Annotated in this window: 16 protein-coding genes; 9 read left to right on the top strand and 7 right to left on the bottom strand. The window is 46.0% G+C overall.

Features of this window, described 5'->3' with window-relative positions; all coding sequences use genetic code 11:
• Positions 1-8 precede the first annotated feature (8 nt).
• The gene (locus B9T34_RS10390) at positions 9-1,256 is read left to right on the top strand and encodes a dicarboxylate/amino acid:cation symporter (protein WP_086213064.1); all 1,248 of its coding nucleotides are present in this window, start codon (positions 9-11) and stop codon (positions 1,254-1,256) included.
• A 26-nt stretch (positions 1,257-1,282) separates the two neighbouring features.
• Here B9T34_RS10390 and B9T34_RS10385 read toward each other — a convergent pair whose 3' ends face one another.
• From B9T34_RS10385 to B9T34_RS10355, 7 genes are all read right to left on the bottom strand, one after another.
• A complete protein-coding gene (locus B9T34_RS10385) occupies positions 1,283-1,696 on the bottom strand; it encodes a VOC family protein (RefSeq protein WP_086213063.1) in 414 nt (137 codons plus the stop codon).
• A 144-nt stretch (positions 1,697-1,840) separates the two neighbouring features.
• Entirely contained in the window at positions 1,841-2,785 is a 945-nt protein-coding gene (locus B9T34_RS10380; protein ID WP_086213062.1) for a metal-dependent hydrolase, read from the bottom strand.
• A gap of 140 nt (positions 2,786-2,925) precedes the next feature.
• Positions 2,926-3,816: a ribosome biogenesis GTP-binding protein YihA/YsxC gene (yihA, locus tag B9T34_RS10375; protein ID WP_086213061.1), complete on the bottom strand. Its 891-nt coding sequence runs from the start codon at positions 3,814-3,816 to the stop codon at positions 2,926-2,928.
• A gap of 112 nt (positions 3,817-3,928) precedes the next feature.
• Positions 3,929-4,372: an RrF2 family transcriptional regulator gene (locus tag B9T34_RS10370; RefSeq protein WP_086213060.1), complete on the bottom strand. Its 444-nt coding sequence runs from the start codon at positions 4,370-4,372 to the stop codon at positions 3,929-3,931.
• 90 nt (positions 4,373-4,462) lie between these two features.
• Entirely contained in the window at positions 4,463-5,221 is a 759-nt protein-coding gene (locus tag B9T34_RS10365) for a globin domain-containing protein (RefSeq protein ID WP_086213059.1), read from the bottom strand.
• A 145-nt stretch (positions 5,222-5,366) separates the two neighbouring features.
• Positions 5,367-6,950, bottom strand: coding sequence for a helicase HerA-like domain-containing protein (locus B9T34_RS10360; protein ID WP_086213058.1), 1,584 nt, complete (start codon positions 6,948-6,950; stop codon positions 5,367-5,369).
• A gap of 22 nt (positions 6,951-6,972) precedes the next feature.
• Entirely contained in the window at positions 6,973-8,175 is a 1,203-nt protein-coding gene (locus tag B9T34_RS10355) for a PLP-dependent transferase (RefSeq protein WP_086213057.1), read from the bottom strand.
• Positions 8,176-8,335: 160 nt separating this feature from the next.
• On the opposite strand from B9T34_RS10355, the gene B9T34_RS10350 reads away from it, so the two are divergent.
• The 8 genes from B9T34_RS10350 to rplV all read left to right on the top strand — a co-directional run bounded on the left by B9T34_RS10350 (position 8,336) and on the right by rplV (position 12,759).
• Positions 8,336-9,073, top strand: coding sequence for a type 1 glutamine amidotransferase (locus B9T34_RS10350; RefSeq protein ID WP_086213056.1), 738 nt, complete (start codon positions 8,336-8,338; stop codon positions 9,071-9,073).
• Between the two features lie 270 nt (positions 9,074-9,343).
• The gene (gene rpsJ, locus B9T34_RS10345; protein ID WP_004725677.1) at positions 9,344-9,655 is read left to right on the top strand and encodes a 30S ribosomal protein S10; all 312 of its coding nucleotides are present in this window, start codon (positions 9,344-9,346) and stop codon (positions 9,653-9,655) included.
• 64 nt (positions 9,656-9,719) lie between these two features.
• On the top strand, positions 9,720-10,358 hold the full coding sequence (rplC, locus tag B9T34_RS10340) for a 50S ribosomal protein L3 (RefSeq protein WP_086213055.1): 639 nt from the start codon (positions 9,720-9,722) through the stop codon (positions 10,356-10,358).
• A gap of 11 nt (positions 10,359-10,369) precedes the next feature.
• Positions 10,370-10,972, top strand: a complete 603-nt coding sequence (rplD, locus tag B9T34_RS10335; protein WP_005012993.1) for a 50S ribosomal protein L4 — start codon at positions 10,370-10,372, stop codon at positions 10,970-10,972.
• The gene (gene rplW / locus B9T34_RS10330) at positions 10,969-11,289 is read left to right on the top strand and encodes a 50S ribosomal protein L23 (protein ID WP_086213054.1); all 321 of its coding nucleotides are present in this window, start codon (positions 10,969-10,971) and stop codon (positions 11,287-11,289) included. The genes rplD and rplW overlap by 4 nt, the downstream gene beginning before the upstream one ends.
• 11 nt (positions 11,290-11,300) lie before the next feature.
• A complete protein-coding gene (rplB, locus tag B9T34_RS10325; RefSeq protein WP_086213053.1) occupies positions 11,301-12,125 on the top strand; it encodes a 50S ribosomal protein L2 in 825 nt (274 codons plus the stop codon).
• Positions 12,126-12,144: 19 nt separating this feature from the next.
• A complete protein-coding gene (gene rpsS / locus B9T34_RS10320) occupies positions 12,145-12,420 on the top strand; it encodes a 30S ribosomal protein S19 (protein ID WP_004281508.1) in 276 nt (91 codons plus the stop codon).
• Positions 12,421-12,429: 9 nt separating this feature from the next.
• Entirely contained in the window at positions 12,430-12,759 is a 330-nt protein-coding gene (rplV, locus tag B9T34_RS10315) for a 50S ribosomal protein L22 (protein WP_067762914.1), read from the top strand.
• Position 12,760: the final 1 nt, after the last annotated feature.

Below are 12,760 nucleotides of genomic sequence, written 5' to 3'. Positions count from 1 at the left end.
AGTTTGCCATGAGCTTGAATACACAGATTTTAATTGCCGCAATCTTGGGTGTGGCCTTCGGTTTTTTACTGAATCTTTTTCCGCAAACACAGTTCTTTGATGCCAGCCTGTATGGTATAGGCATCGTCAGCAGTGTCTTTATTGGCCTGTTGAAAATGCTGCTGATTCCGCTGATTTTCAGTTCGATTGTAGTCGGGGTATCCAATTTGCAGGCGGGCGGTCAGCTGAGCCGCACATGGAAAATTACCTTAGCCTGCTGTGTTACCACCACTACATTGGCGTTGATTCTTGGCCTTGCCTGCGCACATCTCTTTCAAGTCGGGAAGGGTGTGGATATTGTGATGTTTCAGGATGCAATGAACCAGCATCAAACGCCTGATACCTTAACGCCAGCCTCGTTTTTTACCAATTTTATTCAAAATACCTTAATTAATCCATTTAAGGCTTTCGCAGAAGGCAATGTGCTGGCGGTGGTGGTCTTTGCTTTATTCATTGGCGCGGCGCTGGTGAAGGGTGGAGATAAATTCCGCAGCGTGCGCAAACTGAGCCAGCAGTTCTTCGACATTATGATGCTGATGATTGGCTGGGTGATGAAGCTGGCGCCGCTGGGTATTTTTGCCTTGCTGGCCAAGCTGATTGCCACTGAAGACATTACGGTGCTCAGCCGCTTGGCGGAGTTTGCTGCCGTGGTCACGGGAACCACAATTTTTCATGGAGTCGTGGTACTGCCGCTGCTGCTGTGGATTTTTGGCAAAATGAATCCAATCACTTTCTTTAAAGGCACACGTGCGGCGCTCATCACTGCATTTGCCACCAGTTCCAGCTCAGCCACGATGCCGCTGTCGATGAAATGCGCACAGGAAAACCTAGGTGTGCGCCCGCAAACTGCAGGTTTTGTGATTCCGCTGGGCACACAGCTGAACATGGATGGCACGGCGCTGTATGAAGCGGCCGCTGCGCTGTTTATTGCCAATTTAATGGGCTTGGATTTAAGCTTGGGTCAGCAGCTGGTGGTTTGCGCCACAGCCATGATTGCCTCACTGGGCGCGCCGGGTATTCCAAGTGCAGGCATGGTCACCATGATTATGGTGCTTCAGTCTGTGGGCTTGCCAGCCGAAGCCATTGCGATTTTACTGCCGATTGACCGTCTGCTGGATACTGTGCGGACCGTGGTGAATGTGCAGGGCGATATGATGATTAGTGTGGTGGTGGACCGCCATACCAAAGATTTAGATGAACCTGTTTTGTCGGATTAAATGCATTTTTAATTGAGCTCAGGCCTTTAATCGAATTGTGGATTGTAGGTAATTTCCCAAAGGTGCCCGTCTAAGTCCTGAAAGTAGCCTGCATAGCCGCCATAGAAGGTGTGCTGTGCAGGTTTTATTGCTTTAGCCCCTGCCTGTATTGCTTGCTGCATAAGCTGATCAACTTCGGCAGGACTTGCAACATTATGGCCCAAAGACATTTGTGTGCTACAAAAAGCGGTTGCCACTAAACCAGTATCATGGCTCAAGCTGTTCTGCGGCCAAAGTGCCAGTTTTAAACCCTGCTGCAAATCAAAAAAGGCCACCGCGCCGTATTCAAACTCTGTCCCAATAATGCCTTGGCTCGCCAGTCCTAGCCCATGATGATAAAAATGATATGCGGCATTCAAGTCCTGAACAGCAAGGGTAATGACGGTGATGTGCGGGTGCATGGGCGCTCCTTGATTTTTATTTAATACGCCATCATAGCGGGTTTAGGCAAACCTGTTGCACTGAGTCTGTTTCAAATTTTATGGATGATTCAAGTACAAAAAAAGCAGGGTTTAATCCTGCTTTTTAAATTAGTCCGTAGAGGCTTAAGCGACTTTCAGCGCGGCGCGTTTGGCCGCCGGAGAGTTATCTAAGTAGGCAACAGCATCTTCTGTTTTTGCTTCGTGTACAGGGTCATACCAAGGCATTAGGTAGCCCAGCTGCTGTGAAACAAGCCATAGCGGGCTAGGCAGCAACTTATTGTCACGCTGAGCGACGGCATACCATTCACGCCAGATCCATGGCTTATATACCGCTGGCTGCATCGACTTAAAGCGCGGGTCCTGTTTCATAATATGCGCTGCGCCATCTACCCATAAGCCAAGGACGGCAATAATCACCACCACACTCAGATAATAGCGGGCTAAGTAACCGCCGCCTAAATGGCGATATAAATCAAACGCTACGGTGCGGTGTTCAATTTCTTCTGCGCCGTGCCATTTCACTAGATCCAGCATGGCGGGATCAGCGCCTAATTTTTCCCATTCGGTGTTATACAGCGCATATTTTCCCATCACACAAGTCATATGCTCAACCGTGGCAATAATGCCTAAGCGGAATAAATCCCATTGATGATCCAGCGCTTTGGGGATTTTTAGGCCCAGCGGTTCATCTGCCAGCATTTTGTTAAACAGAAAATTCATGAGGTCTAAGTTGCGCTGCACATCAATGTCACGCACAGTTAAATATTCTTTGTTGGCGGAGTTATGTGCCTGCGCATGCATGGCTTCCTGACGGATAAACGCCTGCACATCTTCTTTGAGCTTTTCATCGCTGATTTGCGGCAGCACCTTGTTGTACAGACGGCAAAACCAAAATTCGCCTGCAGGCAAAATCATATTAATTTCATTAATGAAATAGCTGACAAAAGGCTGATTAGGCACCCAGTCAATCGGGGTGTCTGTCCATTCAAATTTTACTTTTCGCGGCCGAATGCTGTAGCGGATAGATGAGCCGATTTTAGATTTTTTTAGGCGGGAGAGAAGCGTCATCATACTGTCCTTATTGTTGTGCGAGTCAATTCACATTTTTCATAGGATCAGTATGGAAAAAAAATCCTGCATTGTGATTAGCAATACAGGACATTTCACTATCTTTTCATGATGCTTTTTGTCTGACAAAACACATCACATCAAGATTTGCCTTCGTTGGGCTCAGCTGAATTTCCTGTTTCCAGCGGCGCAGCGTCTTCAAAATCCAAGGCTTCTTCGGAATCAAAAAGTTCAGCATCAGCATCAAACTCGTCAGTATCGTCATCATCCGCTTCAGCATCAGGAATGCTGTCCAAATCGAACTGTACAGCTTGTTCCAGCGTGAAATTGAGGCGTCCGCCCATTACGCTGGCCAGTTCCTGTAAGCCTTCTTTATTCAGCGATGAAAACAGCTGAATGGAAAACTGCAGTTTCATTTTTTTCAGCTGCGCTTTCACTTCCTGCAGCGCTTTAGATGCAGGTCCGCGGTTTAGCTTGTCTGATTTAGTCAGCAGCACATGCACGAACAATTTACGTGAATACGCCCATTCCAGCATCATAATGTCAAAGTGCTGCAAGGGATGGCGGATATCCATGAGCAGGACGAGGCCTTGCAGGCTTTCACGGTGAATCAGGTAATTTTCCAGCTCTTTTTGCCAAACAATTTTCATGGCTTCCGGCACGGCGGCATAGCCATAGCCTGGTAAATCGACCAAGCGCTGATCTGGATTGCCTAAGCTGAAAAAGTTGATCATTTGGGTGCGGCCAGGGCGTTTAGACGCGCGAGCCAATTGCTTTTGGTTGGTCAAGGCATTAATTGCGCTGGACTTTCCTGCATTTGAACGTCCGGCAAAGGCAATTTCATAACCGGTATCTTCGACGCACAAATTAAGTTTTGGCGCACTCATTAAGAACTCAGCTCTGCGCAACCAGTTTAATGCGCGTACAGAGTATTCAGTAATAGCAGGATCAACTTTTTTCTCATAGCTGATCTTTTGCTTTGGCGCGTTGGCCGTTTTACTGTTTCGAGATTTTCCTCTGTGCTGATGCATAACTTAACTTCAATGACTGATCTACAAGCAGCTATTATAAAGGAAGTCGTTCGGGCAAGCGAACTTTGATCGTTCAGATCGGCAGAACATTCGGAAAATGCGCGCTGCGGATTTAGAGATTGATCATCTGAATGGGGGATTGTGTGGTGTATTTTGATGATGGCGGCGTGCTCAGCACATCAGCCAGCGTATATTGGTCAAGGCTTTGATAAAACTGTTCTACCGCTTGGTCTAAAATGCCTTTCAGTCCGCAGTTGCTGCGCAATACACAGGGTGGGGTGTTACATTCTACGATTGGAGTTTCGCGCTGTAAAATGCGCACAATTTCCCCTAATTTATAATTCAGCGCTTGCGGATTAAGACGAATGCCGCCGCCTTTGCCGCGAGTGGTAATCAGCCAATCCTGCTTTGCCATAAAATGCACAATTTTCACCAAATGATTTTGCGAGACCTGTAGATCTTCTGCAATTTCTGCAATGGTGTAGGGCAGCGCTTTAGGCTGAGCAATGTACATCAGCAGACGCAGGGCATAATCGGTAAATTTATTCAGCTGCATGTTTGAAATAATGCTGGGAACAGGCGTTTAGTGTAGCTTGAAAGTGCCTTGAAAGGAACGTTCAAGCTACACAGACGCCTGTCATTCAGTTTAAAGCGGTGCAGAAACCTGAACGGCATCGCCTGCTTTATAGTGGCTGAGCAGAATGTTGGATACAGAGTATTCAGTATGGTTTTCTTCAGGTTTAACATCAAAAACAAACTGGTTGTTGCCTTGCGCTGCAGCGAATTTATATTGCTGCGGCTGTTCAATGCCGTGGCCCGGTACTTTCACTTTTACTGAAATATATTGACCTGCCTCTGCAGCAGTTACCGCTTGACCATCTTGTGCTGCCAGTGTGAAGCGTTTGCCAGCTTCAGTTTCTTCAACATTGCTGATGCTGAACCCGCGCCAGCCAGCCCAGCCGCCATTTTCAGCAGCAAGCGCTTCGTATTTGGCTTTTTCAACACCAATCAAAATATCTGCCAGCTGAAGGTAAGCCGCTTTCCAGGCTGCAATTAAATCTGATTCCATCGGTACATTCAGCACTTCGCTGATCGAGTGCAGCAGGTTCTCGCCAACAATTGAATATTGCTCAGGCTTAATGTCCAAGCTTACATGTTTAGTGGTGATGTGTTCGATCGCTTTTGCCAATACGCTTGGATTTTCAATGTGTTCAGCATATGCTAAAACTGCGGCAGCCAGCGCGCGCGGCTGACGTCCAGTGCTTTGGTGGTCAAGGTTGAACACGTTTTTAAGATCTGGATTATTGTTCAGCATACGGTTGTAGAAATAGCTGGTTAATGCAACGCCATTTTCACGCAGTACAGGAACGGTCGATTTAACAAGTTCGATGTGTTGAGGAGTCATGCTGAAACTTCTATGTAAGCTATAAGATGTATTTAAAATACATCTTTAAATGTGTATTCACAATACATCTTTTAATAAAACCTTAAAAAAATTATGGGATATAAAAATATCCCATAATTTTAATCAAATTGATTGAACTTTTAGATTATTTGCTGCCGAACAGTGAACCGAGCAATCCGCGGACAATTTTTTGACCTGTACTGCCGCCTAAGCTGCGGGCAGCGCTTTTGGCAAAAGTGCCAACGGTATCCTGAATCAGCTTTTCGCGCTGCTTAGCCGAACGTTCAGCTTCTTTGGCCTGTTCACGCGCAATGCGCTCCTGTTCCTTGGCTTGGGCTTTTTCGAGTGCGGCTTGTTCTTTGGCCTGCTGTTTTGCGAAAATTTCTTGCTCTTTGGCCTGCACTTTATCTTGTTCGGCTTGAACCGCTTGCTGCTGCCGGTCAGCGACTTTTTGCTGCAGCAGTTCAAAGGCGCTCTCACGGTCTAAGTGCTGCTCATAAATTCCAGCAACAATGCTTTGCGCCATTAAAGCTTTGCGCTCTTCTAGTGTGATGGGGCTAAATGAAGAGTAGGGCGGCATGACCCATCCGCGTTCTACGATTTGCGGTGTGCCTTGTTCATCTAGACAGCTGATTAGAGCTTCACCCACACCCAGTTCGGTAATGGCCTGATCGACCTTAAATTCAGGATTGGCGCGGAAGGTGTCTGCTGCAATTTTTACTGCTTTTTGATCTTTAGGTGTAAATGCACGCAGCGCATGCTGCACACGGTTACCCAGCTGACCTAAAACACTTTCCGGTAAATCCAGCGGGTTTTGCGTGACAAAATAAATACCGACGCCTTTAGAGCGAATTAGACGCACCACCTGTTCAATTTTTTCCTGCAGTGCTGCGCTGGCATTGTCAAACAGCAAATGCGCTTCATCAAAGAAAAAGACCAATTTAGGTTTGTCCATATCGCCGACTTCCGGCAGCTGTTCAAACAGTTCTGACAGCATCCACAGCAAAAAAGTGGCATACAGTTTTGGTGTGTTCATCAGCTTATCTGCCGCAAGCAGGTTAATGTTGCCGCGGCCTTGGCTATCGGTTTGAATAAAATCAAGAATATTTAAGCTGGGTTCGCCAAAGAACTGGTCGCCGCCTTGATCTGCCAGCGCCAATAAATTGCGCTGAATGGCGCCCAAACTGGCGGGAGACAGGTTGCCGTATTCCGCTTTAAATTCTGCGGCATGCTCAGTTACATAGCTGATCATGGCTTTTAAATCTTTAAAGTCAATCAGCAAAAGCCCTTGATCATCCGCAATACGGAACACTGCAGACAGCACGCCTTCCTGCGTATCATTCAGATTCAGCATTTGCGCCAGAAGCAGCGGCCCAATTTCAGAGACTGTGGTGCGAATCGGATGACCCTGCTGTCCAAATAAATCCCAAAACACCACGGGAGAGGCGGCAAAGGGAATGGACTCTATATTTAAGCTTTTAATACGCTCATCAAATTTAGCATTGCTTTCACCTGCCTTCGCAAGACTGGACACATCGCCTTTGGCATCGGCTAAAAACACGGGCACACCAATGCGGGAAAAACTTTCCGCCAATACTTTTAAGGTCACGGTTTTCCCCGTTCCCGTTGCGCCGGCAATCAGGCCGTGACGGTTGGCAAATTGTGAATGCAGCACAATATCCTGCTGCGTATTGGCGGTCTTTTTGGCAATGACGATTGGTGTGCCCATAAATTTTCCTATTCTTTCTGATTTATTCGTTTTGCAGTATTTTCAATTGTTTTAACGCGTTTTCTATATCTTGAATTAAATCTTGTGGATGTTCCAGCCCTATGCAGAAGCGGACCAATAATCCTTGTTGTAAATGTGTATGCTCCAGTGCGCGCATGCCTTTTAAATCGTAGAGCATAACGAGGCTGATAGGCCCGCCCCAGCTGAAACCCAGTTTAAATAAACTTAAACGGTCGCAGAAAGCGCGGACGGCTTTTAGGTCATATTCAGGCTGGAAAATCACGCTGACCAAGCCAGCGCTGTGGCCATTTGTACAAATCTCTTCCCAATAGGTATGGCCCGCAGAAGCAGAATCAGCTGGATGCAGCACCTGAGCGAATTCGGGCTGCTGCTTCAGCCATTGCATAAGCGTCAAAGCGCTTTGAGATTGATGTTCATAACGGACTTGCATAGAGGCTAGGCTGCGCTGCACTTGTGCGGCATCGTCGCCAGAAATAGCAATGCCTTGAATGGCATGCATGCGGAATAATTGATGATGCAGTTTTTGATCGCGGGTGACCACTGAACCCATCAGGATGTCGCCGCCGCCGCTTGGATATTTGGTCAGCGCATGAACCGTAATATCGACGCTTAAATGTTCGGCGCCAAAATCGAAGGCATTAAAAGCTAGGCCAGCGCCCCAAGTATTATCTAAGACTGTTAAAACCTGATGTGCCTGCGCTTTCTTCACCAATTGTGTCAGGTCAGGAAACTCTAGCGTGATTGAGCCTGCAGCTTCCAGCCAAATCAATTTGGCTTTATCAGAAGGCTGGAAAGTGGAGGCATCAATAGGGTTATATACCTTCACGTCTATGCCGTAACGCGTTTGCAGGTTGCGCAAATGCTCCATGTTTGGCCCATAAATATTGTTTGCAACCCAAACTTCATCGCCATGCGCTAAAAGGCATGAATTCACCAGATTGATAGCAGACAAGCCGCTGGGCGCCAGCAGGCTGTATTCACCGCCTTCCAGCTGCGCAATTTGATCGCCTAAAGTGAAGGTTGTGGGTGTGCCATGTGTTCCGTAGCTGTAGTCGTAGCGGTCTGTCCAATGGCGATTAAATAGGGCATCAGTACTTTCAAAAATAATGGTTGATGCACGAAATAAGGGAGGCTGAACAGTCGATATATATTGAGGGGCTTTTCGTGGTGCATGAATCAATGCGGTTTGGCGGTTTTTTTTCACAGCAAAGCTCTAAAATGGGGTCTATCTTGAGTTGAAGATTAAGTTATTGCGCTGTATTTCGCCACAAATTGTATGAATTGTTTAATAGAGGTATGCAAAACGCAAAGTTGGCTTCAATTTTGCAAAAGCATGGCTATAGCTACAACAATAGGTATGGCGCATGAAGTCGCATTTGAAAGTGCATTATTTTCAGCATATTGCTGGTGAAGGGTTCGGAAGCTGTTTTGCATATTTAAAAGAAATGAATGCGCAAATTACAGCAACAGAGTTTTTTGCATTGCCTTTGGATTTAGCCCTCGACATAGAAGCATTGCCAAATGTGGAAGATGTAGATCTTTTGATTATTATGGGCGGGACAATGAGTGTAAATGATGAAGCCAACTATCCATGGCTGAAAATTGAAAAGCGCTGGCTCAGGCGGTATTTGGCATTGGGGAAGCCTGCGATTGGCTTATGCTTGGGCGGACAGATGATTGCCAATGCATTGGGAGCGGCAGTCAGTAAAAATGCGCAGCAGGAGCTGGGGTGGACGTCAGTGCGCAAAATGAATTATATCCCTGACGGCTGCTTTGAACTGCCCGAGCATTTCAATGTGATGCAGTGGCATTCAGAAACCTTTGAAATTCCCAAAGGGGCGGTCCATTTGGCAGAGAATGAGGTCTGCCGCAATCAAATGTATCAAATCGGCAAAAATGTATTGGGATTCCAGTTTCATCCTGAAATCACCCCAGAAAGCCTTGCCCTATTCTTAGAGGATGATGAAGAGTTGGCGCTATTTAACGGGGCGCATGTGCAGAATGAAGCGGAGCTGAAGAAGACGCCAAAGGAGAAATTTTTGCAGGGAAATCAATTGCTCAATAATGCAATTGAGTACGTTTTAAGGAAAACGGCGTATTGATCAAAAAGCAAACAATGTTGAGGCGTGAGCAAATACAAAAAAAGGCTAAAAAAAAGAAAAGATATTTGCTTATGCATTAAACAATGGATATAATGAGCGACCCTTTATTGAAAGGGGGTTAACTGCGAGTAAGCAGCTTAACTATCGTGACAGTCGTGGCATCGATCATGACCTTAGTGATATTTCACTGCTCTTGACACTTGCTCCATATTTGGTGGGGTGGGATGCGTCATGAGTGATTCTTTATATTTTGGCTTGGAGTTAACTGGTATGTCTAACCAGAGAATTCGTATCCGTCTTAAGTCTTTTGATCACCGTTTAATTGATCAATCTTCTCAAGAAATCGTAGAAACAGCAAAACGCACTGGCGCACAAGTTTGCGGTCCAATCCCGATGCCAACTCGCATCGAGCGTTTTAACGTTTTAACATCACCACACGTAAACAAAGATGCGCGTGACCAGTACGAAATCCGTACTTACAAGCGTTTGATCGACATCGTTCAACCTACAGACAAAACTGTAGATGCGTTGATGAAGTTGGATCTTGCAGCTGGTGTTGATGTTCAGATCGCATTGGGTTAAGGCTTTCGGGTTAATTAACGAACTTTAAAAGTTAATTAAGTCGCTTTTTTAGAGGTTTATGCACATGGCTATTGGTTTAGTCGGTCGCAAGTGCGGTATGACACGTATCTTTACAGATGCTGGTGTTTCTGTACCTGTTACAGTGATTGAGGTTGATCCAAACCGCATCACTCAAATCAAAACGCTTGAAACTGATGGTTATCAAGCAATTCAAATCACTACTGGTGAACGTCGCGAATCTCGCGTAACTAACGCTCAGAAAGGCCACTTTGCGAAAGCTGGTGTTGCTGCTGGCCGTTTAGTTCAAGAATTCCGCGCTACAGAAGCTGATCTTGAAGGTCGTGAAGTTGGTGGTACTTTAACTGTTGACTTGTTCACAGTTGGTCAAATTGTTGACGTAACTGGTACATCTAAAGGTAAAGGTTTTCAAGGCGGTGTTAAGCGTTGGAACTTCCGTACTCAAGATGCTACTCACGGTAACTCACTTTCTCACCGTGTTTTAGGTTCTACTGGTCAAAACCAGACTCCTGGTCGCGTATTTAAAGGCAAAAAAATGGCTGGCCATTTAGGTGCTGAACGCGTAACTACACAGGGTCTTGAGATTGTTTCTATTGACGCAGAACGTTCAGTTCTTGTTGTTAAAGGCGCAGTTCCTGGTGCTACCGGTGGTGACGTAACTGTTCGTCCTACGATCAAGGCCTGAGGGGAAATAACGTGAATTTAAATACTGTTTCCGGCTCTGCTGTTGAATTGTCTGAAGTTGCTTTCGGGCGTGAGTTTAACGAAGCTCTTGTACACCAAGTTGTTACAGCTTACTTAGCTGGCGGTCGTCAAGGTTCTAAAGCTCAAAAATCTCGTGGCGATGTATCTGGCGGCGGCAAAAAGCCATTCCGTCAAAAAGGTACTGGCCGCGCACGTGCTGGTTCTATTCGTAGCCCAATCTGGGTTGGCGGCGGTAAAACTTTTGCTGCTCGTCCACAAGACTGGTCTCAAAAAGTTAACCGTAAAATGTACCGCGGTGCTATGCAATGCATCCTAGCTGAACTTGTTCGTCAAGATCGCTTAGTTTTAGTTGAAGAGTTTGCTGTTGCAGCTCCAAAAACTAAAGAATTGCTTGCAAAACTTAACGACTTAAATGCCACTCGCGCATTAATCGTTACAGATGCTGTTGATGAGAACTTGTATCTTGCTGCTCGCAACATTCCACACGTTGATGTGGTTGATGCTGCTGCAATTGATCCTGTTAGCTTGATTGCGTTTGACAAAGTTGTTATGTCTGTAGCTGCTGCTAAGAAAATTGAGGTAGAACTCGGATGAACAACGAACGTATCTATCAAGTCCTGCAAGGACCTGTATTCTCAGAGAAAGCACAAGTTTTAGGCGAAGCTGCTGGTGTTCAAGTTTTTAAAGTTGCACTTGATGCAAACAAGCTTGAAATCAAAAAAGCAGTAGAGCAACTGTTTGGTGTTCAAGTTGTTAAAGTTAACACAACGATCACTAAAGGTAAGACTAAGCGCTTTGGTAAAACATTAGGACGCCGTTCTGATGTTAAAAAAGCATACGTCACCCTGAAAGCTGGCCAAGATGTTGAAATGGCTGACTTGGGCGATACCGCTGAAAACGCAGCGGAATAAGGACGGAAATTATGCCTATTCAAAAATGTAAGCCAACGTCTCCGGGCCGCCGCTTTGTAGAGAAAGTCGTTCACGACCATCTTCACAAAGGCGCACCGTACTCTCCGTTGGTTGAAGCTAAAAAGCGTACTGGCGGCCGTAATAACAATGGTCACATTACGACTCGTCACGTTGGTGGTGGTCATAAACAGCACTACCGTATCGTTGACTTCAAACGTAACAAAGACGGCATCCCTGCTGTAGTTGAACGTATTGAATACGATCCTAACCGTACTTCACATATCGCACTTGTGCTTTATGCTGACGGTGAGCGTCGCTATATTATTGCACCTAAAGGCCTTCGCGCTGGTGATTCAGTTCAGTCTGGTAACGATGCTCCAATTCGTCCAGGTAACTGCTTGCCACTTCGCAATATGCCGATCGGTTCTACTCTTCACAACATCGAGCTTAAAATCGGTAAAGGCGCACAATTAGTACGTTCTGCTGGTACTTCTGCTCAATTGTTGGGTCGTGACGGTTCTTATGCAATTATTCGTCTGCGTTCAGGCGAAATGCGTAAAGTACACGTTGAATGCCGTGCTGTGTTAGGCGAAGTTTCTAACTCAGAAAGCAACCTTCGTTCACTTGGTAAAGCAGGTGCATCACGCTGGCGTGGCGTTCGTCCTACTGTTCGCGGTATGGCAATGAACCCAGTTGACCATCCACATGGTGGTGGTGAAGGGCGTAATAAAGGTATTCAACCTGTAAGTCCATGGGGTCAAAAAGCTAAAGGGTACAAGACACGTACCAATAAGCGTACGACTAAGATGATCATTCGCGACCGTCGCGTTAAGTAACAAGTAAAGGAATCTGACAATGCCTCGTTCTCTGAAAAAAGGCCCATTCGTCGATGCGCACTTGTTCGCTAAGGTTGAAGCGGCTATCGCGGCTAATAACCGTAAGCCGATCAAAACTTGGTCGCGTCGTTCGATGATCCTCCCGGATTTTGTTGGTTTAACAATTTCTGTCCATAATGGCCGTAACCATGTTCCAGTGATCGTATCTGAACATATGGTTGGTCATAAACTAGGTGAATTCGCGCCAACTCGTACCTATCGTGGTCACGGTGTTGACAAGAAGTCTAAACGTTAAGGTGCTATGATGGAAGTTACTGCTAAATTACGCGGTGCCGCTATCTCGGCACAAAAAACTCGTTTGGTTGCAGATTTAATCCGTGGCAAATCAGTTGCTCACGCGCTTAACATCCTAAATTTCAGCAATAAAAAAGCTGCAGTTTTGGTAAAAAAAGCATTGGAATCTGCGATTGCAAACGCTGAACATAATAACAGTTTAGATGTAGACGACCTTAAAGTTTCTACGATCTACGTTGATGAAGGCACTAGCCTTAAACGTATTTTGCCGCGTGCTAAAGGCCGTGCAGATCGTATTACTAAGCGTACTTGTCACATTACCGTTAAGGTAGGGGTTTGAT

It is taken from the genome of Acinetobacter sp. ANC 3813, from assembly GCF_002135435.1.
In the GTDB taxonomy this organism is placed as follows: Bacteria; Pseudomonadota; Gammaproteobacteria; order Pseudomonadales; family Moraxellaceae; genus Acinetobacter.
Note: the sequence above shows the minus strand (reverse complement) of the source record. Positions and strands in the feature narration are given on the sequence as shown.